We start from the raw sequence: 19,647 nt of genomic DNA on the forward strand, positions 1-19,647 counted from the left end.
GGCCGCTCCAGCAACGGAAGCTCGGTGAACAGGATCGACAGATTGACGTTGAAGCGCGTGTCCGTGAAACCCATGAGGGCCGGCGCTCCTTCCGGATAGCGGATTTTTGTTTCTGCGTTACGGTATGCCCGTGCTACGGGATGGTGACGAGGCCGGGCGCGCCGGTCAAGAGCGCGCCCGGTTCGCCTCCGGATCCGGCCCGGCGGCGGAACGCCGGGCCGGTCCGGCGTCAGGACTTGAGCGGCTTGATCGCGGTGGGAGCGTGTCCCGGCTCGGTCGCGATCTCTTCCCACTCATTGACGCTGGCGATGTCGCTGCCGCTCATCGAGATGTTGGTGATCCGCTCCAGGATCGCCTCGACGACGACCGGCACCTGGTACTCGGCGGCCAGCTTCTTGGCCTCCTCGAAGGCGGCGCCGAGCTCGTTCGGGTCGGTGACCCGGATGGCCTTGCAGCCCAGGCCCTCGGCGACCTTGACGTGGTCCACGCCGTAGACACCGAGCTCCGGCGAGTTGATGTTCTCGAACTCCAGGTTGACCTGGAAGTTGATGTCCAGGTTGCGCTGTGCCTGCCGGATCAGGCCCAGGTACGCGTTGTTCACCAGGACGTGGACGTAGGGGATCTTGTGCTGGGCGCCGACCGCCAGCTCCTCGATCATGAACTGGAAGTCGTAGTCACCGGAGAGGGCGACCACCGGCGTCTCGGGATCGGCGGTGGCGACGCCCAGCGCGGCCGGGATGGTCCAGCCGAGCGGGCCGGCCTGGCCGCAGTTGATCCAGTGGCGCGGCTTGTAGACGTGCAGCATCTGCGCGCCGGCGATCTGGGACAGGCCGATCGTGGTGACGTAGCGGGTCTCCGGGCCGAAGGCCTTGTTCATCTCCTCGTAGACGCGCTGCGGCTTCATCGGGATGTTGTCGAAGTGCGTACGGCGCTGCAGCTGGGCCTTGCGCTCCTGGGTGGAGGCGGCCCACGCACCGCGGTCGGGCAGCTTGCCCGCGGCCTTGAGCTCCTTGGCCACCTCGACGAACAGCTCCAGCGCGGCCTTGGCGTCCGAGGCGATGCCGTAGTCCGGGGCGAAGATCTTGCCGATCTGGGTGGGCTCGATGTCGACGTGGACGAACTTGCGGCCCTGGGTGTAGACGTCCAGCTTGCCGGTGTGGCGGTTGGCCCAGCGGTTGCCGATGCCCAGGACGAAGTCCGACTCCAGGAAGTTGGCGTTGCCGTAGCGGTGCGAGGTCTGCAGGCCGACCATGCCGGCGTTCAGCTCGTGGTCGTCGGCGAGGATGCCCCAGCCCATCAGGGTCGGGACGACCGGGATGCCGGTCAGCTCGGCGAACTCGACCAGCAGGTCCGAGGCGTCGGCGTTGATGATGCCGCCGCCGGCGACGATCAGCGGGCGCTCCGACTCGTTGAGCAGCGCGATGGCCTTCTCGATCTGCGCGCGGGTCGCGGTCGGCTTGAAGGCCGGCAGCGGCTCGTAGGTCTCCGGGTCGAAGTCGATCTCGGTGAGCTGGACGTCGATCGGCAGGTCGATCAGGACCGGGCCGGGACGGCCGGAGCGCATCAGGTGGAACGCCTGCTGGAAGACGCCGGGGACCTGGGCGGCCTCCATGACGGTGGTCGCGGCCTTGGTGACCGGCTTGGCGATCGAGGCGATGTCGACGGCCTGGAAGTCCTCCTTCTGGATCACCGCGGTCGGCGCCTGGCCGGTGATGCAGAGGATCGGGATGGAGTCGCCGATCGCGGAGTAGAGGCCGGTGATCATGTCCGTGCCGGCCGGGCCGGAGGTGCCGATGCAGACGCCGATGTTGCCCGGGTGGGTCCGGGTGTAGCCCTCGGCCATGTGCGAAGCGCCCTCGACGTGACGGGCCAGCGTGTGGTCGATCCCGCCGGCGCCCTTGAGCGCGGCGTAGAAGGGGTTGATCGCGGCGCCCGGCACTCCGAAGGCGTTGGTCACGCCCTCACGCTTGAGGATCTCCACCGCGGCGCGGGCGGCTGTCATTCGAGGCATCGCGTACTCCTGCGTCGACCTGTCACGAGCGGACCCCGGCAAGAGCCGGGATTCACCTGATTCCGTATCGTGGAATCAATGTTTTGCTTTATGGAAGGAAGTTAGAACGCGCCGATCAGCGCGTCAAGGGGCGCCGGGGCATCGGCGGCGAAAACGCGCAGATGGGGGCGGTGCGGCGGGCCGGTACGGCCGTGGCGAGGTGCAACGTCGAGCGCGGCGGACAGGCGGCCCCGACGACGGACGAGCCGATTCGGCGGGCGGGCAGGCGGCCGCGACAGCGGGCGAGCCGATTCGGCGGCCGGAACCTGCCACCATGGCTCTGTCGGCCCGGACGGACGGCCGGGCCCTCGCTCTCACCTGGAGGAGCAGCCCATGACTCCACAGCAGGCCCGCGACCTCGTCCGCAGCGTCTTCGGCGACGGGATCCACGCCGAGGTAACCGGCTTCCCCGGCGGCAATCTCTCCCTCGCCCTCTGCGGCAGCCGGCACTCCGCCACCGTCGACGGGCACCCCGACACCGGCTGGGCCTACACCGTCGACCCCGGCGAGGACGACGGTTTCACCGGCCACGACCGGGCGGCGGACACCCTGGAGGAGGCCCTGCGGGCCATCCACGGGACGCTGACCGACTGACCCACCCAGTCGATCTCCCGCAATTCTCCCGAGGACGGCCGGGGGCCACTCCCGGACGTCGAAAAAGGCCCCACCCTCAAAGAGAGCGGGGCCTTTGCGGCACCACGCGCCCAAGCGTCCACCGGAGCCCTGTCGGGCGGCGGCTCACCGGATGAGCCGCGCCCTGGGGGATTCGCTACGCTTCGGCCGGATCTTCCTTTCCCACAAGTCGCTTGCGGCTTGTGGCCACGAAGTCGTTGTACGCACTGATCAGTGCGCCCTTCTTCTGCATGAGCGTGGGTTCCAGCTCCTCAGTGCGTAGCGCTCCGTCCACCGCCCTGATCAGTAACCAGTCCTCGATCGCGGCGATGAAATCCGTGTTGGCTTCGGCTATGACCCAGGCGAAGGTCGTGACATCCCGCGGCCCGAAAGAGCTGACGCGGTGGCATACGATCCGGAGGTCACGGCCTCTCGGCGCAATTCATGGAGAACTTCTTGAGCTGCCGCAAGATCCGACGGCCCTTGGCCGGCGACACTGAAAGGCGTTTCAAGTCGGGCGTAAGCGCTGTGCAGTTGGCGACTTCGCGCTCTGCCGGATGCTGCCTTCTGATTGAGGGGCCGGATGGCGCTCGCATGTCCGCGCCATAAGGGCTCAAGGGTCCTACCGGTGCAGGCATTCCAGACCGAACTGCCCTCAGCGTTCTACCCGTTCCACCGATCCCGGCCAAGCATTGGCTCGTTATCCGATTGAACGTGGCCCCACCAATTCGGGTAGGAGGATCACAGCCTCGGGGGAGTCAAGGATGCAGCACATTTTTCCTGCCTCGCACCACTCCCCCACGGGCCGGCGAGCCCCCTAGGCATTTTCGCTTGGATCCGTCGGTCGTTGTCCCGCACGCCCCTTGTTGGCGCCTCTGCGCCCTGCTGAACGCCGCGTTCCACTGGCAGGCTCTCGTCTTCTGACCGAGGGGGAGTTCATGCCGTCTGCGTGCCCGCGCTGCAAGGACCACACCCAGGTGGTGCACTGGCCGGAGTTCTACAAGTCGCTTCCGCGCGAGTCGGAGCTGAGGTCTCAGGCGCCGCAACCGGCGGACTACAAGGCCCAGTTGCTGCTACCTGCCGGCGCGTGCGCGGTCGGGGCGGTGGCGCTCGTATCGGGCGCGGTCGCTGCGGGGCTCCTGCTGGTGGCCGGCGGCATCGGTGTGGGTGTGTGGCTGTGGCGGAAGTCGTCGGCAGCGGATGATGCGCGGGCGAGGTGGGCGCGGACTCTGTACTGCCGGCGGTGCCCGGTGCGGTTCCTGCCGGAGGAAGCCGTGGCCGTTTGATCCGGTAGGCGTGCTTCAGCGAGGAGAGACCCCACCCTCCGCGAAGGGCGGGCACTCTCCTCGCCGGGTCGATCCATACACGTCCTGCGGCAGCGGTGCCCTACCGGATCGGCATCCCCGACAGCGTCCGGGCGATGACCAGGCGCTGGATCTCGCTGGTGCCTTCGAAGATCGTGTAGATGGCGGCGTCGCGGTGCATCCGCTCGACCGGGTATTCGCGGGTGAAGCCGTTGCCGCCGAGGATCTGGATGGCCTGGGCCGTGACCTTCTTGGCGGTCTCACTCGCGAACAGCTTGGACATCGAGCCCTCCGCGGAGGTGAAGGGCTTGCCCGTGGTGGCCATCCAGGAGGCGCGCCAGACGAGGAGGCGGGCCGCGTCGATCTGGGTGCGCATGTCGGCGAGTTGGAAGGCGACGCCCTGGTTGTCGATGATCGGGCGGCCGAACTGCTCGCGGGTGGTGGCGTACTCCAGCGCCTCCTCGTAGGCGGCGCGGGCGGTGCCGACGGCCATGGCGCCGACGGCCGGGCGGGACGCCTCGAACGTCGCCATCGCGGCGTTCTTCACCCTCTCCCCACCCGCCTTGGCCTTCTCGCGGGCCCGGGCGAGGCGCTCGTCGAGCTTGTCCTTGCCGCCGAGCAGGCAGTGGCCGGGCACACGGACGTCCTCCAGGACGACCTCGGCGGTGTGCGAGGCGCGGATGCCGTGCTTCTTGAACTTCTGGCCCTGGCTCAGGCCGGGGGTGTTCGGCGGGATGATGAAGGAGGCGTGCCCCTTGGAGCCCAGCTCGGGGTCGACGACCGCGACGACCACGTGGACGTTGGCGATGCCGCCGTTGGTCGCCCAGGTCTTGGTGCCGTTGAGGACCCACTCGTCCTTGGCCTCGTCGTAGACGGCACGGGTGCGCATCGAGGCGACGTCCGAGCCGGCGTCGGGCTCGGAGGAGCAGAAGGCGGCCACCTTGACGTCGTTGGCGTCGCCGTACATCTGCGGGACCCAGGTGCCGATCTGCTCCTCGGTGCCGTTGGCGAGGACGCCGACGGCGGCCAGGCCGGTGCCGACGATGGACAGCGCGATGCCCGCGTCGCCCCAGAAGAGCTCCTCCATGGCCATCGGGATGCCGAGGCCGGTGGGGTCGAAGAACTGCTGGGCGTAGAAGTCCAGCGAGTACAGGCCGATCTTCGCGGCCTCCTGGATGACGGGCCAGGGGGTTTCCTCGCGCTCGTCCCATTCGGCGGCGGCGGGGCGCACGACGTCCGCGGCGAAGCCGTGAATCCAGTCACGGACTTCCTTCTGCTCGTCGTTGAGCTCCATGGTGAACTCGGCCATGTCCCCTCCAGTGCGGGCATTTCTCGTGTTACTAGCGGTAACGCGAAGTGTGTTACTCGTCAGTAAGCGATGTCAACTCCCCCTGTGCCGGATTACCGGCGAAGATCGGGTGTTACGTTGCGCGAGCGCCACGGAGTCACGAGGGTGGGGAGCACGACCATGGAGAGCACAGACAACAGCGGCCGCCGGCATTCGGCGACCGAGCGCAGACGGCGGGAGTTGCTGGAGGCCGCCGAGCGCATCGTGCTGCGCGACGGCCCGGACGCCTCGATGAACGCCATCGCCGCGGAGGCGGGCATCACCAAGCCGATCCTCTACCGGCACTTCGGCGACAAGGGCGGCCTGTACCGCGCGCTGGCCGTCCGGCACACCGACGCCCTGCTGCTCAACCTGCGCACCGCGCTGGACGCACCGGTCGTGCGCCGCGACCGGGTCGAGGCCACCCTCGACGCCTATCTGCTCGCGATCGAGGCCCGGCCGCAGGTCTACCGCTTCCTGATGCACCCGGCGGACGAGAACACCCCGTCGGAGTCCGGTTTCGACGTGGGGCGGCACGCCGCTCCGCTGCTGCGCCGGCTCGGCGAGGAGCTGGCCACCGTGATCATCGAACGGCTCGACCTCGGCCCCGGCGGCGAGGAGCGGGCCCGGGTCTGGGGCCACGGCATCGTCGGCATGATGCACGGCGCCGGCGACTGGTGGCTGCGCGAACGCCCCTGCTCCCGCGAGCAGTTGGTCCAGCACCTGACCGACCTGCTGTGGGGCCAGCTGGCCGCCCTCAAGGACCGTGAGGACAGCCCCGGGTTCTGAGGACGTACGACGAGGGAGGGGACAGAGGGGACAGGAAGCCAGGGGGTCGGAGGGGGAGCCGGCCGCTCAGGGGCCGGACGTCTCCGGGTCCGCGGCCCACGGCGACCGGGCCGCGGCGCGCAGCACCCGGCGGCGGCGCAGCCCGGTGAGGTGGTCGACGTACAGACCGCCGTCGAGATGGTCGCACTCATGCTGCAGACAGCGGGCGAAGAAGCCGGTGCCGGTCACCGTCCGCGGCTCGCCGGACGCGCTGAAACCGGTCACCACGGCCCGGTCGTGGCGCGGGGTGCCGGCCTCGATGCCGGGGAGCGAGAGGCATCCCTCGGGCCCGCGGATCACCGGCCCGTCGGTCTCGACGAGCCGGGGGTTGACCAGGTGCCCCAGGTGGCGGCGGTCCTCGTCGTCGGGGCAGTCGTAGACGAAGACCCGCAGCGGGACGCCGATCTGGTTGGCGGCGAGCCCGACGCCGTGCGCGGCGTACATCGTCGCGAACATGTCCTCGATGAGCGTGGCCAGCTCCTCGTCGAACGCGGTGACCTCCTGACAGGGCCCGGTCAGGGCCGGATCGCCGAGCAGACGCAGCGGGCGGGGCCGGCCGGAACTGCCGGGGATGGTGCGGAGGCGCATGGGACAAGCGTACGGTCCTGCGCACCGCCGGATGTCGCCGGACGGGTGGCGGGGTTCGGGGCCGCCGCCGGATCTCGATAGGCTGATCCCCGACCGAAGCCTCCGGCCGGTCGTCGGCAGCGGAGGAGGCGTTCCACCGGCAGCCGCACGCCGGGCGCCGGATGCAAGGAGGATCTAGGACGATGGCAGGCAACACGGAGCCGCTGTCGCCGCGGGCCAAGCTGGCCGTGACGGCGGGCAAGGCCGCGGCGGCGGTGTCGCGCGCGGCGGGCCGCGGCAGCGGATCGGTGATCGGTGGCCGGGTGGCGCTGAAGCTCGACCCCGACCTGCTGGCACGGCTCGCCGGGCACCTGGACGTCGTCCTGGTGTCGGCGACCAACGGCAAGACCACGACGACGCGGCTGATCGCGGAGGCGCTGCGGGCCAGCGGCCCGGTGGTCTCCAACGCGCTCGGCGCCAACATGCCGGCCGGCATCACCTCCGCCCTGGCCGGCGGCTCGGACGCCAAGTACGGCGTCATCGAGGTCGACGAGAAGTACCTCGCCGGGGTGGCGCGGGACGTCACGCCCAAGGCCATAGCGCTGTTGAACCTCTCGCGCGACCAGCTCGACCGGGCCGCCGAGACCCGGATGCTGGCGGAGAAGTGGCGCGAGGGCCTGGCCGGCTCCAAGGCCCTGATCGTCGCCAACGCCGACGACCCGCTGATCGTGTGGGCGGCCTCGTCCTCCGCGAACGTGGTGTGGGTCGCGGCCGGCCAGGAGTGGAAGGACGACGCCTGGTCCTGCCCGTCGTGCGGTGGGGTGATGCAGCGGCCGGGCGACGACTGGTTCTGCGCCGAGTGCGGTTTCCGCCGCCCCACGCCCAGCTGGGCGCTCTCCGGCGACCACGTCCTCGACCCGCACGGCAGCGCCTGGCCGATCAAGCTCCAGCTTCCGGGGCGGGCCAACAAGGCCAACGCGACCACCTCCGCGGCGGTCGCCGCCGCCTTCGGGGTGCCGCCGCAGGTGGCCCTGGAGCGGATGTTCTCGGTGCAGGCGGTCGCCGGCCGCTACGACGTGGTCACGTTCCAGCAGCGCGAGCTGCGGCTGCTGCTGGCGAAGAACCCGGCCGGCTGGCTGGAGACCTTCTCGCTGATCGACCCGCCGCCGACCCCGGTGATCATGTCGGTGAACGCCCGCGGCGCGGACGGCACGGACACCTCCTGGCTGTGGGACGTCGACTACACCCGGCTGGCCGGGCACCCGATCTTCGTGCTCGGTGACCGCAAGCTGGACCTGGCGGTGCGGCTGGAGGTGGCCGGCCTCGACTTCCAGGTGTGCGAGAGCCTGGACGAGGCGGTGCAGCTGGCACCGCCCGGCCGCATCGAGGTCATCGCCAACTACACGGCCTTCCAGGACCTGCGCCGCCGGGTGGGCAACTGACCGTGATCCACCCACCTTCACGACAAGGACGAGCAAGCATGAGTGACAACAGCCTGCGCCTGGTGTGGATCTACCCGGACCTGCTGAGCACCTACGGCGACCAGGGCAACGCCCTGGTGGTGGAGCGGCGGGCGCGCCAGCGCGGTCTGGACGTCCAGCGCGTGGACGTACGGTCCGACCAGCAGATCCCCACCTCCGGCGACATCTACCTGATCGGCGGCGGTGAGGACCGGCCGCAGCGGCTGGCCTCCGAGCGGCTGATCCGCGACGGCGGTCTGAGCCGCGCGGTCTCCAACGGCGCGATCGTCTTCTCGGTGTGCGCCGGCTACCAGATCCTGGGCCACGAGTTCATCAACGACCTGGGTGAGCGGCAGCAGGGCCTGGGGCTGCTGGACGTGGTGTCCACCCGCGGTGAGGGCGAGCGCTGCGTCGGTGACGTACTCGCCGACATCGACCCGCAGTTGGGGCTGCCGCCGCTGACCGGCTTCGAGAACCACCAGGGCGTGACGCATCTGGGCGCGACCGCCCGGCCGTTCGCCAAGGTCCGGTTCGGCAAGGGCAACGGTGTCGGCGACGGCTACGAGGGCGCGTACAACGACACCGTCTTCGGCACGTACATGCACGGCCCGGTGATGGCCCGCAACCCGCACATCGCCGACCTGCTGATCAAGCTGGCGCTGGACGTCAACGCACTGCCCCCGGTGGACGACCGCTGGTACGAGGCGCTCCGCCAGGAGCGGATCGCCGCCGCGACCCAGCCCGCCTGAGCGACATCTCCCTTTTCACCGCTTTTCGTACGCCCGCAGTCCGCACTGCGGGCGTACGTGTGCCCACGGGCCCCGCGCTTGTAGGGTGAGCGGCATACAACCGGACGACGGGGTCCGGGCCCCCCGGTTACGTTGCAGAGGGTTTTCGAGCAATGCGTATTGGTGTCCTCACCTCCGGCGGCGACTGCCCCGGTCTGAACGCCGTCATCCGCTCCGTCGTCCACCGCGCCACCGCCGACCACGGCGATGAGGTGATCGGCTTCCGCGACGGCTGGAAGGGCCTGCTGGAAGCCGATTACCGCAAGCTCGACCTCGACGCCGTCGGCGGCATCCTGGCCCGCGGCGGCACCATCCTCGGGTCGTCCCGGGTGCAGCCGGCCCATCTGCGCGACGGCGTGGAGCGGGCCCGCGGCCATGTCGCCGAGCTGGGCCTGGACGCGATCATCCCGATCGGCGGCGAGGGCACGCTGAAGGCGGCGCGGCTGCTGTCGGACGCCGGGCTGCCGATCGTCGGCGTACCGAAGACCATCGACAACGACATCGCGGTCACCGACGTGACGTTCGGGTTCGACACCGCGGTGGGCGTCGCCACGGAGGCGCTGGACCGGCTCAAGACGACCGCCGAGTCCCACCAGCGGGTCATGATCGTCGAGGTGATGGGGCGGCACACCGGCTGGATCGCGCTGCACTCCGGCATGGCGGCCGGTGCGCACGCGATCGTGGTGCCGGAGCGTCCCTTCGACATCGACGAGCTCACCGCCCGGGTGTCGGCCCGCTTCGAGGCCGGCAAGAAGTTCGCCATCGTGGTGGTCGCCGAGGGCGCCAAGCCGCGCGAGGGCACCATGTCGTTCGACGTCGGCGGCAAGGACATGTACGGGCACGAGCGGTTCGCGGGTGTGGCCCGGCAGCTCTCCGTCGAGCTGGAGAACCGCCTCGGCAAGGAGGCCCGGCCGGTCATCCTCGGCCACGTCCAGCGCGGCGGCACCCCGACCGCCTACGACCGGGTGCTCGCCACCCGCTTCGGCTGGCACGCCGTCGAGGCCGCGCACCGCGGGGAGTTCGGCATGATGACCGCGCTGCGCGGCACGGACATCACGCTGGTCCCGCTGGCCGAGGCCGTGGAGACGCTGAAGACGGTGCCGGCCGCGCGCTACGACGAGGCCGAGTGCGTACTGTGACCCCGGCCACCGCGCGCGGCACCACCTTCCGCTCCGCACGGTAGTTCCCCGCTGTACGACCCGCCCCCGGCCACGATCACGGCCGGGGGCGGTTCTACGCTTGTCGCCGGAGCATTGGTACGAATCAGGAGCGAGCGGATGGATCACAGCGGGCACGGCATGGACGGCATGCAGATGGATCTACCGCCGTTCACGCTGGGGCGGGGCCTCGCGTTCGGTGGTGATCCGGTCTTCCTCATCGGCTGCCTGCTGGCCCTCGGGCTGTACGGCTGGGCGGTCGTCCGGCTGCGGCGCCGGGGCGATGCCTGGCCGCTCGGCCGGATCGTCGCCTGGGCCCTGGGCGTGCTCACCGTGGCGCTGTCGATGTGCACCCGGCTGAACGACTACGGCATGGCGATGTTCAGCGTGCACATGGTCCAGCACATGATCGTGAGCATGCTCTCGCCGATCCTGCTGCTGCTCGGTGCGCCGGTGACGCTGGCGCTGCGGGCGCTGCCCACCGCCGGGCGCGGCCGCAAGGGCCCGCGGGAGTTGCTGGTGGCGCTGCTGCACAGCCGCTACATGCGGGTCATCACGCACCCCGCCTTCACCATCCCGCTGTTCATCGCGAGCCTCTACGCGCTCTACTTCTCGCCGCTGTTCGACTTCCTGATGGAGTCCCGGGCCGGGCACATCGCGATGATGGTGCACTTCCTCGCGGTCGGCCTGGTCTTCTTCTGGCCGATCATGGGCGTGGACCCGGGGCCGCACCGGCCCGGTTACGTGATGCGGATGCTGGAGCTCTTCGCGGGCATGCCGTTCCACGCCTTCTTCGGCATCGCGCTGATGATGGCCTCCGAGCCGATGGTCGACACCTTCCTGCACCCACCGGCCTCGCTCGGCATCGAGGCGCTGTCCGACCAGCAGGCCGCCGGCGGCATCGCCTGGGCGTTCAGCGAGATCCCGTCCGTCGTGGTGCTGATCGCGCTGGTCTTCCAGTGGTACAAGTCCGAGGAGCGGCAGTCGCAACGCGCCGACCGGGCCGCCGACCGCAACGGCGACCAGGACCTCGCCGACTACAACGCGTACCTCGCCTCGCTCAACGCACGGGGGCGGTAGGACCGCAAGCGGGTGGGTCGACCATCTGGCGGTACGGGCCGCGGCCGGGGACGATGGTCCCATGGCCGCGGCCCGCTGCGTTGCCGGCTCCGGGCTGCCGTGAGGAGGATGCGGGATGCCCGGATCTGTGAGGACGATGGCCGTGTGCACGGTGACCGGTCTGGTGGCCGCCACCGCCTACACCGTGGCGCTGGGCGCCAATGGCTGGCTCTGGTTCTGCTGGGTGATCCTGGCCGTGGTGACGGTCGGGGTGGTGGCGGCCCGGCCGAACTGAGGTCGCTCAGAAGCGGAAGACCGGCCCGGTGGCGGAGTCCAGCGTGCACGCGTTGGGGAACTCCTTGCGCCAGTTCACCGGACCGCCGCGCCAGGTGCCGGTCGCGCTGACGGTGACCGGGTCGTACTGCCGGGTGCAGGCGTGCGGCTCGCCGGGCAGCGCGTCCAGATCGCCGCGGGCCCAGGTCAGCGCGTCGCAGGCGGCGGCCGCGTGGGGGTGCCTGCCATAGATGTCCGGGCAGGAGAGCCGCACCCCGCGGATCCAGGTGTCGTGGTCCCCGGAGACGGTCAGCAGCAGCCCCTGGCCGGCGGGTGGCGGCGGTTCGGTGGCGCCGGCCGGGGCGGCACAGAACGCACCGGCCAGCACGGCGGACACGGTCGCGGCCACGGCGGCGGGCACGGCGGCACGCGCGGTGCGGCCTCGGTGGTGCACGGGCATCGGTGCCTCCTGGGGAACGCTGGGGGGCTTCAGGCCACCCCGCCGGCCCCCGACACGCAAGCGGCCACGCCGCGAGGTCGCCCGTACGGTCCCGTCCCTGGGCCGTTCCTGAGCAGTTCCGGGCCCCTCGGTCCGCGCCGGGCCCGTCCGGAAGAAGGTGGCCGGTGACGGAGGAGGCGGCTTCCGTCACCGGCCACCGGACCGGAGGGGATCTTCGCGAACGGGCTCTCACGCCGGGGGTTTCCCGCCCGCGCTAGCCCACGCGCTCGATGCGGGCGTGCCGGATCAGGAACTTGCCCTCCTCCCGCACCTGCTCGAACGCGGCGTTGTTGAGCAGCACACAGCTGCCCGACGTCGAGGTGACGGACACCGTCGTCGACTTGTCGTTGTCCAGGTTGGTCACCTTCAGTTTCGTGCCGGCGGGGAACTGGTCGCTGGAGGCGGCCGGTGCGCCGCCCTCGCCGGAGAGGGTGACCGTCGACCCGGGGCAGACCACGTCACCGCCGGCCGCGGGCGGGGCACCGGACGCGGACGGGTCGGCCGAGCCCGGCGGGGCGGCCGAGGAAGTCGGGTCGGCCGAGGAACCCGGTGGGGCCTCGGATGCGGGCGGTGCACTGCTCTGGGGCGGCGCACCGCCCTGGGGTGGCGCACCCGCCTCGGCACCGCCGCCTCCCCCACTGCAGCCGGCGGCCTGCTGCTTGACCTGGATCTCCTTGATCACCGCCTCTCTGTTGGCGATCCGCGCCGCCGACTGGGCGTCGGGGTGGGCCTGTTGATCGGCGATGAACTTCTGGTTGTTGCTCAGGGCGGTGGCCAGTCCGTCGCAGGCCACCGACGCCTGGCTGGTGCCGGTCGTGACGATGGCGATACCACCCACCAGCGCCGCGGCGCTCACCGCGACCACGATCTTCTGTCGCCGGGTGACTCTTCTCTTGCGGGACATACAGGGCTCCTGTCCTCGGCCCGGAAGCTGGTCCCGGGCTCGCTCGCCGGTCAGTACGGAACCCAACTACGGGGTACTCAGGGCGAGTTGAAAGTTGTCCGGGGATGCCAAATCCGCTGCCCTGGCGTCAGCATCGATTCGCGCCAAGGTGGTTACTCCCGGCGGCGGTTGCTCATACACTCACTGCCTCCTCGGCCGCGGAGGGAGCCGCCCGTGTTCTACCAGGTGCTCAAGTACGTCCTGCTGGGACCGCTGTTGCGACTGGTCTTCCGGCCGCGGGTGGAGGGCCTGGAGCACGTCCCCGAGGAGGGCGCCGCGATCATCGCCGGCAACCACCTCTCGTTCGCCGACCACTTCGTGATGCCGGCGATCGTGCCGCGCCGGGTGACGTTCCTCGCCAAGTCCGAGTACTTCACCGGACCAGGGCTGAAGGGGCGGCTGACCGCGGCGTTCTTCCGCGGGGTCGGGCAGATCCCGGTGGACCGGTCCGGGGGCCGCGCCTCCCGGGCGGCGATCGCGTCGGGCCTGGCCGTGCTGCGCAAGGGCCGGCTGCTGGGGATCTATCCGGAGGGCACCCGTTCGCACGACGGCCGGCTCTACAAGGGGCGCACCGGGGTCGCCGCGATGGCCCTGCAGGCGGGGGTGCCGGTGATCCCCTGTGCCGTGATCGGCACGTTCGAGGCACAGCCGACCGGCCGGCGGCTGCCGCGAGCCATGCGGATCACCATCCGTTTCGGCGCACCGCTGAACTTCTCCCGGTACGCCGGCCTGGCCGACGAGCGCACCGCGCTGCGTGCCGTCACCGACCGGATCATGTACGCGATCCTCTCCCTCTCCGGGCAGGAGTACGTCGACCTGTACGCCACCGAGGCCAAGGCCCAGGCCCACCCGCAGGTGCGCCACCGGCGCACGACGCCGCGCACCCCGCCACAAGCGCCCTAGCGTCGCTGCCTGCCGCCCGATATTCGATCGCGCACACCACCCCGGGGCCCTACCGTGATCATCATGTTGACGTGGAGAGAAGGGTGCCGTCGATGAGCGCCCGTTTGCGGGGGATGGCGCAGGAGACCGAGCGGATCGTTGCGCAGGGGAGGTACCGGGCGCCGAGCGGGCGGCCGGTGGAAATCGCGGAGCAGGTGGCGCGGGCCCGGGCGGGGACCCGGTTGTACGGGCCGGAGCCGGTCGCGGTGCCGGAGCCCGGGGACGGCGGCCGGGAGACCGTGTTCGAGGTGACGGGGGAAGGCAGCCTGACGGCGGGGCGGCGGCTGGCGGGCAGCGGCGGCGGGCCGGTCGCGGTGCTGAACTTCGCCTCGGCGCGGAATCCCGGCGGTGGCTATCTCAACGGTGCGCAGGCGCAGGAGGAGGCGCTGTGCCGGGGGTCGGCGCTGTACGTGTGCGTGCGCGAGGCGCCGGAGTTCTACGCGGCGCACCGGCGCGAGCCGACTCCGTTCTACAGTGACCGGGTGATCCTCTCGCCGGGCGTGCCGGTGTTCCGGGACGATCGCGGCTCGCTGCTCGAAGTGCCGTACGAGGCGGGGTTCTTGACGGCGGCGGCGCCGAACGCGGGGGTGATCGCGCGGCAGCGGCCGGTCGAGGCGGGACGGGTGCCGGCGGCGCTGGCCGTACGGGCGGAGCGGGTGCTGGAGGTCGCGGCGGCCGGCGGGTACCGTCAGCTGGTCCTCGGCGCCTGGGGGTGCGGGGTGTTCCGCAACGAACCCGCCGATGTGGCGCGGGCGTTCGCCGGGCAGCTGCTGGATGCCGGCCGGTTCGCCGACCGGTTCGACCGGGTGGTGTTCGCGGTGCTGGACCGCCGTACGGACTCCCCCACCAGGGCCGCCTTCGCCGAGGCGTTCGCGGCGTGAGCACGAGGAAGGGAAACGAGGACGGCGTGAGTGAGCACGAGACGTACACCAAGCTGATCGGGCTGCTGGAGGAGCGTGGGGCACGCTTCCGGATCTACGAGCACGCTCCGGAGGGCGCGACCGAGGCCGTGAGCGCGCTGCGCGGGAACGCCGTCGAGCAGGCCGCCAAGTGCATCGTCGTGATGGTCAAGCTCGGGAAGAAGACCAAGCGTTATGTGCTGGCGGTGGTGCCCGGTGACCGGCGGGTGGATCTCGGGGCGGTGAAGGCGCTGCTGGGCGGGTCGTACGCGGGGTTCGCGACACCGGAGGTCGCGGAGCGGCTGGCGCGCAGTGTCAGCGGGACGATCCTGCCGTTCTCCTTCGACGAGGAGCTGACGCTGGTGGTCGATCCGGCGCTGCTGGAGCAGCCGGAGATCTACTTCAACGCGGCGCGGCTGGACCGCTCGCTGGCGCTGGTGACCGAGGACTACGTGGCGATCGCGGAGCCGCGGGTGGAGCCGATCGCGGGCTGAGCGACGTCCGGAGGCACGGCGAGGGCGGCCGGGAGGATTCCCGGCCGCCCTCTTCTCCTGGTGGTTCCGGTGGGTTACCGGGCTGCCGGGAGGTCGGCCTTGCCCGCGGCCGCCGCGGTGGCCTTGGCCGGCGAGGCGGCCGGCTTCGGCGTGGCGTGCGGGGCGCAGGTCACGTCCTGGGCGTCGGTCCTGCCCTCCAGGAAGTACGCGTCGACCCGGTCGTTGATGCAGGGGTTGACCAGGCCGGTGACGCCGTGCGAACCGGCGTCCCGCTCGGTGATCAGGCGGGAGCCCGCGAACCGCTTGTGCAGCTCGACGGCGCCGTCGTAGGGCGTCGCCGCGTCACGGGTGCTCTGCACGATGAGCACGCTCGGCAGGCCCTTGCCGGTGCGGACCTCGACCGGACGCTGCTGCTTGACCGGCCAGGTGGCGCAGGGCAGGTTCATCCAGGCGTTGGCCCAGGTCATGAACGGGGCCTGCTGGTGGATGCGGGTGTTGTCGCGGTCCCACTTGCGCCAGCTGGTGGGCCACTTGGTGTCGGTGCACTCGACGGCCGTGTAGACGGCGTTGCCGTTCTCCGCGGCGATGTTGCCCGCGGTGTCCTTGAGGTCAGGACCGGCGTTCTCGATCAGGGGCTTCGGGTCGCCGGCGCGGTAGGCGCTCCAGACCTGCGCGACGGTGGCCCACATCGAGTCGTAGTAGGGCGCGTTCTGGAAGAAGCCGGTGAGCTCGGCCGGGCCGACCACGCCGCCGATGGCGTCCTTCTTGGCGGTGGCGCGCAGCTGCTCCCACGCCGCCTGGACCTTCTCGGGGGTGTCGCCGATGTGGTAGGTGGCGTCGTTCTTGGCGACCCACTTCTTCCAGTCGCCCCAGCGGGTCTCGAAGGCGATGTCCTGGTCGAGGTTGGCCTGGTACCAGACGCTCTCGCGGGACGGGTTGACGACGCTGTCGACGAGCATCCGGCGCACGTGGCCCGGGAAGAGCGTCGCGTAGACGGCGCCGAGGTACGTGCCGTACGAGACGCCCAGGTAGTTGAGCTTCTTCTCGTGCAGCGCGGCGCGGAGCACGTCGATGTCACGGGCGGTGTTCGCGGTGGTCATGTACGGCAACAGGGCGCCGCTGCGCTCCTTGCAGCCGTCCGCGTACTCCTTGGCGAGCTTGCGCTGGGCGCGCTTGTCCGCCTCGCTGTCCGGCACCGGGTCGGCCTTGGGTGCCTTGACGAACTCCTGCGGGTCGATGCAGGAGATCGGGGCGGAGTGGCCGACGCCGCGGGGGTCGAAACCGACGAAGTCGTACGCCTTGGCGGTCTTGGCCCACAGCGGGTTCTTGGTGGTGATGCGGGTCGGGAAGCGCATGCCCGAACCGCCCGGTCCACCGGGGTTGTAGAGGAGCGAGCCCTGGCGCTCCTGCTTGCCGCCGGTGCTGACCGCACGGTCGACGGCGATCTTGATGGTACGGCCGTCGGGCCGGGCGTAGTCGACCGGGACGGTGACGAAGCCGCACTGGACGGGCGACTTCAGGCCCCAGTCGGCCGGGCAGTCCTGCCAGTCGATGCCCTTCTTGGCCGCACGTGCGGCGGCGATCTGGACCCCGCGGGCCTCGGCCCGGCCCTTCTTGTGGTGTTCGCCCGCGCTGGCGGGTGTGGCTATCGCGGTGGCGAGGAGAGCCCCGGTCACCAGGGTGCCGGCGGCGCCGAGCACTGCTGATTTTCTCACGTGGTGTGTTCCCCCTGCATGGTGCGCCACTTGTGGCGGCGTTGATCACAGGCCTACGGGGGGATCCTGTCGTCTGCGTGCCCCTCCTGAACAGGTTTGACCCCCAATTCTTTACCAAGCTGTAGGTTTCCGGCCGTTAGCGGACCGGGGGTTGGCGGGAGGGGTGTCGGCCGGACGTCGCGACGGAACCCTGTCTTTCCGGCCAAGTGACGGAAGGGCTGGGCGGGCGGTGTTGCGTCCGGCGCGCGAGTCGGCCCACTGGAGGCAACTTGGCCTGGCGGACGGCCATTTGACGAGACGACAGGAGCCGGTGCCGGGGGTGCCGTAGCGAGTCCCGGACGCCCGCTCGGCCGGCCGCCGCAGCACGTCGAGGGGCGAGAACGCGTCAATTGCCTTGAACCTGCCCACGAGGCATGTGCCACGCGCACACCTTCAGTAACCTTCCGTGAAGTCTCTCCCACGCAGCGCCACCCGGGAGGGCTTCGGCGTTTCCGCCCCTCCGGAGTGCCGTCCCGTCGTCCGAGCCGTCGTCCAAGCCTCGCGAAGGAGAGCCGAAGTGCCGGGTATCGATCAGGTGTTGGCCCAGGCGATGGGAATCCCGGGGGTGCTGGGGGCCGGACTGATCGACTGGACCAGCGGGTTGACGCTCGGGACGGCCGGCCAGGCGCCGAACGGGGACCATGAAGCGGCCGCCGCGGACACCGCCGAGGTCGTCCAGGCGGTGGCGCGCAACGCCACCTTCGACACCGCCGGCGCCACCGCCCCCGCCCTGGAGGACCTGATCATCACGGCCGCCGGCAGCTACCACCTGATCCGTTTCGTGCACACGGCCTTCGACAGCCAGACCTATCTGTACCTCTGGCTGGACCGTGCGCAGGCGAATCTCGCCGTGGCCCGGATACGGCTGCGCGAGCTGGCGGCGGGGCTGGTCGCGTCCTGACGTCCCGGCGCTGCCAGTTCGCACGAACGGTGAGGGAACCAGCCATGGGCCTGCCCCCGTCTCCCCCGCCCGGCCCGGCCGGGCTGCTCGACCGGTGTGCCGCCGAACGCGTCACCGGCGCGCTGCGGGGCCCGCACGGCTGCGTCTACCTGCGCGACGGTGCGGTCACCTGGGTCGAGGGGGCCGCGGCGCCCGGGATCGAGGTGCGGCTCAGCGCGGCGGGGAAGGTGCCGCCGCAGGGCTGGCGGTACGCGGTCGAGACCGCGGGGCCGGCGCGGCAGGGCGGCCGGTTCCTGGTCAGCGAGGGCTGGCTGACCCAGGGCGAGCTGGAGATCTGCCATCTCGCCGCCCTGCTCGACGCGGCGTTCTTCGCGCTGCCGCTGCCGCCCGAGACCACGTCCTTCACCCCCGGGACCGGGCACTGGCTGGGGGTCGTACGCCCGATCAGCGCCGGCGACCTCCAGCGGGCGACGGCCCGCCGCCGGGCGCTGCTGGACCGGCTGCGCCCCTGGGCGGCGGTCGACACCCAGCCCGTGGTGCCGGCCGGCCCCGGTGCTCCGGCCGGTACGACACCGCGGCAGCGACGGCTGCTCGCGCATGCCGACGGCCGGCACACCCCCTGCGAACTCGCCCGCGCGCTGGGCCAGTCCGCGTTCCTGACGCTGCTGGACATCCGCCGGCTGGCCGCGGCCGGGCTGGTCCGGATGCCGCCCGGTGGACTCCCCCGCCGCCGGCCGGGCGCCGCACCGGCCGGGCATCCGCCACCCGGCGCCGGCGGATGCCGCACCCCCACCTGGCAACCACCGGTGCCGGAACTCCTCGACACCCGGGACCCGGACGTTGCCCTCCTTGTCCGACTGCGTACGGCGCTGGAGGAAAACCTGTGACCCCTTGCCCACGAAGACCGTGCACCGCATGAGGCGCGCCCTCGGAAGGCGGGCCGCGAAAAGGAGACTGATGACGATCGAACCCCGGATACGGGACGAACTGCTGACGCTGCGCGGTCAGGTGCGGCACTTCCACGGCGGCATGGTCGCGAGCGCGGACGGCATGGTGATCGCGCACGATCTGCCGGACATCGAACCGGACGGGCTGGCCGCGCTGACCGCGGCGGCCATCGGGGTCGCCAAGCGGCTCACCGAGGCGACCGGGCAGGGCGCTTTCGAGGAGTCCCTGACCCGCGGCACGGACGGCTACATCGCCGCCTACTCGGCCGGCCGCCGTGCCGTGCTCACCGCCGTGACCGGCCCGGACACCAATGTGGGCCGGCTGCACCTGCAGGCCAGGCGGGCGGCCGAGCGCATCGGGGCGCTCGTCGACGCGGCGCCGCGCCGGTAGGCAGGCCTGCCGCCCGCCCCCGTATTCCACCGCACACCGCAACACCTCCACCCATTCGAAAGGTCACCATCCCTCATGGCTCAGATGGAATCCGCCCTCTCCGACGCGATGTCCACCATCGAAGGCGCGATAGGCGTCGCGCTGGTCGACTACACCAGCGGCATGGCGCTGGCCACGCTCGGCGACAACCAGGCCCTGGACCTCAATATCGCCGCGGCCGGCAACACCGATGTCGTCCGCGCCAAGATGCGCACGATGGAGATGCTCGAACTCCAGGGCGCCATCGAGGACATGCTCATCACGCTGACCGCGCAGTACCACATCATCCGTCCGGTCACCGGCAAGAGCGGCAGCGGGCTCTTCCTCTACCTGGTGCTGGACCGCAAGCGCGCCAACCTGGCGCTGGCGCGCCACCGCCTGGCCCGGCTGGAGGCCGAACTGGAGGTGTGACC

21 protein-coding genes are annotated in these 19,647 nt (G+C 71.0%); 15 read left to right on the forward strand and 6 right to left on the reverse strand.

From position 1 onward, the window contains the following. Positions 1–229: 229 nt before the first annotated feature. Positions 230–2,011 (reverse strand): glyoxylate carboligase, encoded by a 1,782-nt coding sequence (gene gcl / locus IG62_RS0130790; RefSeq protein WP_030810679.1) that lies wholly within the window; start codon positions 2,009–2,011, stop codon positions 230–232. Positions 2,012–2,383: 372 nt separating this feature from the next. Here gcl and IG62_RS0130795 point away from each other — a divergent pair, with 372 nt between their 5' ends. Further along, positions 2,384–2,644: a hypothetical protein gene (locus IG62_RS0130795; protein WP_051798822.1), complete on the forward strand. Its 261-nt coding sequence runs from the start codon at positions 2,384–2,386 to the stop codon at positions 2,642–2,644. Between the two features lie 956 nt (positions 2,645–3,600). After that, positions 3,601–3,948: a hypothetical protein gene (locus tag IG62_RS0130800; RefSeq protein WP_158795147.1), complete on the forward strand. Its 348-nt coding sequence runs from the start codon at positions 3,601–3,603 to the stop codon at positions 3,946–3,948. A gap of 100 nt (positions 3,949–4,048) precedes the next feature. Here IG62_RS0130800 and IG62_RS0130805 read toward each other — a convergent pair whose 3' ends face one another. Then, positions 4,049–5,275, reverse strand: a complete 1,227-nt coding sequence (locus tag IG62_RS0130805) for an acyl-CoA dehydrogenase family protein (protein WP_030810687.1) — start codon at positions 5,273–5,275, stop codon at positions 4,049–4,051. 159 nt (positions 5,276–5,434) lie between these two features. On the opposite strand from IG62_RS0130805, the gene IG62_RS0130810 reads away from it, so the two are divergent. Beyond that, complete coding sequence (locus IG62_RS0130810; protein WP_030810690.1) at positions 5,435–6,082, forward strand: TetR family transcriptional regulator; 648 nt, start codon at positions 5,435–5,437, stop codon at positions 6,080–6,082. A gap of 66 nt (positions 6,083–6,148) precedes the next feature. Here the strand turns inward: IG62_RS0130810 and def are convergent, their stop codons facing one another. Next, on the reverse strand, positions 6,149–6,709 hold the full coding sequence (def, locus tag IG62_RS0130815; protein ID WP_030810693.1) for a peptide deformylase: 561 nt from the start codon (positions 6,707–6,709) through the stop codon (positions 6,149–6,151). A 182-nt stretch (positions 6,710–6,891) separates the two neighbouring features. On the opposite strand from def, the gene IG62_RS0130820 reads away from it, so the two are divergent. From IG62_RS0130820 to IG62_RS48020, 5 genes are all read left to right on the forward strand, one after another. Beyond that, the gene (locus IG62_RS0130820) at positions 6,892–8,130 is read left to right on the forward strand and encodes a Mur ligase family protein (RefSeq protein WP_030414636.1); all 1,239 of its coding nucleotides are present in this window, start codon (positions 6,892–6,894) and stop codon (positions 8,128–8,130) included. A gap of 38 nt (positions 8,131–8,168) precedes the next feature. Next, entirely contained in the window at positions 8,169–8,897 is a 729-nt protein-coding gene (locus tag IG62_RS0130825; protein ID WP_030414635.1) for a type 1 glutamine amidotransferase, read from the forward strand. Between the two features lie 152 nt (positions 8,898–9,049). Beyond that, entirely contained in the window at positions 9,050–10,075 is a 1,026-nt protein-coding gene (locus IG62_RS0130830; protein ID WP_030810696.1) for a 6-phosphofructokinase, read from the forward strand. Positions 10,076–10,213: 138 nt separating this feature from the next. After that, positions 10,214–11,173: a cytochrome c oxidase assembly protein gene (locus IG62_RS0130835; RefSeq protein WP_030810700.1), complete on the forward strand. Its 960-nt coding sequence runs from the start codon at positions 10,214–10,216 to the stop codon at positions 11,171–11,173. A 115-nt stretch (positions 11,174–11,288) separates the two neighbouring features. Beyond that, complete coding sequence (locus tag IG62_RS48020; protein WP_030414632.1) at positions 11,289–11,447, forward strand: hypothetical protein; 159 nt, start codon at positions 11,289–11,291, stop codon at positions 11,445–11,447. 6 nt (positions 11,448–11,453) lie between these two features. Here IG62_RS48020 and IG62_RS0130845 read toward each other — a convergent pair whose 3' ends face one another. Both IG62_RS0130845 and IG62_RS0130850 read right to left on the reverse strand, forming a co-directional pair. Continuing rightward, positions 11,454–11,885, reverse strand: a complete 432-nt coding sequence (locus tag IG62_RS0130845) for an SSI family serine proteinase inhibitor (RefSeq protein WP_030810710.1) — start codon at positions 11,883–11,885, stop codon at positions 11,454–11,456. A 253-nt stretch (positions 11,886–12,138) separates the two neighbouring features. Then, positions 12,139–12,828 (reverse strand): hypothetical protein, encoded by a 690-nt coding sequence (locus IG62_RS0130850; RefSeq protein WP_030810713.1) that lies wholly within the window; start codon positions 12,826–12,828, stop codon positions 12,139–12,141. 213 nt (positions 12,829–13,041) lie between these two features. Between IG62_RS0130850 and IG62_RS0130855 the strand changes: the two genes are divergently transcribed. From IG62_RS0130855 to IG62_RS0130865, 3 genes are all read left to right on the forward strand, one after another. Beyond that, on the forward strand, positions 13,042–13,770 hold the full coding sequence (locus tag IG62_RS0130855; protein WP_030810717.1) for a lysophospholipid acyltransferase family protein: 729 nt from the start codon (positions 13,042–13,044) through the stop codon (positions 13,768–13,770). A 92-nt stretch (positions 13,771–13,862) separates the two neighbouring features. Further along, complete coding sequence (locus IG62_RS0130860; RefSeq protein WP_030810720.1) at positions 13,863–14,690, forward strand: TIGR02452 family protein; 828 nt, start codon at positions 13,863–13,865, stop codon at positions 14,688–14,690. A gap of 26 nt (positions 14,691–14,716) precedes the next feature. Next, on the forward strand, positions 14,717–15,202 hold the full coding sequence (locus IG62_RS0130865; RefSeq protein ID WP_030810723.1) for a YbaK/EbsC family protein: 486 nt from the start codon (positions 14,717–14,719) through the stop codon (positions 15,200–15,202). Between the two features lie 74 nt (positions 15,203–15,276). Here IG62_RS0130865 and IG62_RS0130870 read toward each other — a convergent pair whose 3' ends face one another. Further along, the gene (locus IG62_RS0130870) at positions 15,277–16,917 is read right to left on the reverse strand and encodes an alpha/beta hydrolase (RefSeq protein ID WP_051798824.1); all 1,641 of its coding nucleotides are present in this window, start codon (positions 16,915–16,917) and stop codon (positions 15,277–15,279) included. Between the two features lie 556 nt (positions 16,918–17,473). Between IG62_RS0130870 and IG62_RS0130875 the strand changes: the two genes are divergently transcribed. The 4 genes from IG62_RS0130875 to IG62_RS0130890 all read left to right on the forward strand — a co-directional run bounded on the left by IG62_RS0130875 (position 17,474) and on the right by IG62_RS0130890 (position 19,645). Continuing rightward, a complete protein-coding gene (locus tag IG62_RS0130875) occupies positions 17,474–17,857 on the forward strand; it encodes a hypothetical protein (protein WP_030810728.1) in 384 nt (127 codons plus the stop codon). Positions 17,858–17,901: 44 nt separating this feature from the next. Next, positions 17,902–18,744: a hypothetical protein gene (locus IG62_RS0130880; protein ID WP_030810730.1), complete on the forward strand. Its 843-nt coding sequence runs from the start codon at positions 17,902–17,904 to the stop codon at positions 18,742–18,744. 70 nt (positions 18,745–18,814) lie between these two features. Then, positions 18,815–19,195: a roadblock/LC7 domain-containing protein gene (locus tag IG62_RS0130885; protein WP_030810731.1), complete on the forward strand. Its 381-nt coding sequence runs from the start codon at positions 18,815–18,817 to the stop codon at positions 19,193–19,195. A gap of 75 nt (positions 19,196–19,270) precedes the next feature. Next, positions 19,271–19,645, forward strand: a complete 375-nt coding sequence (locus tag IG62_RS0130890) for a hypothetical protein (RefSeq protein ID WP_030810733.1) — start codon at positions 19,271–19,273, stop codon at positions 19,643–19,645. The last annotated feature ends 2 nt before the right edge of the window (positions 19,646–19,647 follow it).

Origin of the sequence: Streptomyces sp. NRRL S-337, assembly GCF_000720175.1 — a bacterium.
In the GTDB taxonomy this organism is placed as follows: Bacteria; Actinomycetota; Actinomycetes; order Streptomycetales; family Streptomycetaceae; genus Streptomyces; species Streptomyces siderophoricus.

Bases quoted from the DNA above. Each gene is read 5' to 3' on its own strand.
- IG62_RS0130795 (WP_051798822.1), top strand. From the start codon at position 2,384: ATGACTCCACAGCAGGCCCGCGACCTCGTCCGCAGCGTCTTCGGCGAC.
- IG62_RS0130880 (WP_030810730.1), top strand. From the start codon at position 17,902: ATGGGCCTGCCCCCGTCTCCCCCGCCCGGCCCGGCCGGGCTGCTCGAC.
- IG62_RS0130820 (WP_030414636.1), top strand. From the start codon at position 6,892: ATGGCAGGCAACACGGAGCCGCTGTCGCCGCGGGCCAAGCTGGCCGTG.
- gcl (WP_030810679.1), bottom strand. From the start codon at position 2,011: ATGCCTCGAATGACAGCCGCCCGCGCCGCGGTGGAGATCCTCAAGCGT.
- IG62_RS0130810 (WP_030810690.1), top strand. From the start codon at position 5,435: ATGGAGAGCACAGACAACAGCGGCCGCCGGCATTCGGCGACCGAGCGC.
- IG62_RS0130825 (WP_030414635.1), top strand. From the start codon at position 8,169: ATGAGTGACAACAGCCTGCGCCTGGTGTGGATCTACCCGGACCTGCTG.
- IG62_RS48020 (WP_030414632.1), top strand. From the start codon at position 11,289: ATGCCCGGATCTGTGAGGACGATGGCCGTGTGCACGGTGACCGGTCTG.
- IG62_RS0130860 (WP_030810720.1), top strand. From the start codon at position 13,863: ATGAGCGCCCGTTTGCGGGGGATGGCGCAGGAGACCGAGCGGATCGTT.
- IG62_RS0130885 (WP_030810731.1), top strand. From the start codon at position 18,815: ATGACGATCGAACCCCGGATACGGGACGAACTGCTGACGCTGCGCGGT.
- IG62_RS0130850 (WP_030810713.1), bottom strand. From the start codon at position 12,828: ATGTCCCGCAAGAGAAGAGTCACCCGGCGACAGAAGATCGTGGTCGCG.
- IG62_RS0130805 (WP_030810687.1), bottom strand. From the start codon at position 5,275: ATGGCCGAGTTCACCATGGAGCTCAACGACGAGCAGAAGGAAGTCCGT.
- IG62_RS0130890 (WP_030810733.1), top strand. From the start codon at position 19,271: ATGGCTCAGATGGAATCCGCCCTCTCCGACGCGATGTCCACCATCGAA.
- IG62_RS0130835 (WP_030810700.1), top strand. From the start codon at position 10,214: ATGGATCACAGCGGGCACGGCATGGACGGCATGCAGATGGATCTACCG.
- def (WP_030810693.1), bottom strand. From the start codon at position 6,709: ATGCGCCTCCGCACCATCCCCGGCAGTTCCGGCCGGCCCCGCCCGCTG.
- IG62_RS0130845 (WP_030810710.1), bottom strand. From the start codon at position 11,885: ATGCCCGTGCACCACCGAGGCCGCACCGCGCGTGCCGCCGTGCCCGCC.
- IG62_RS0130830 (WP_030810696.1), top strand. From the start codon at position 9,050: ATGCGTATTGGTGTCCTCACCTCCGGCGGCGACTGCCCCGGTCTGAAC.
- IG62_RS0130800 (WP_158795147.1), top strand. From the start codon at position 3,601: ATGCCGTCTGCGTGCCCGCGCTGCAAGGACCACACCCAGGTGGTGCAC.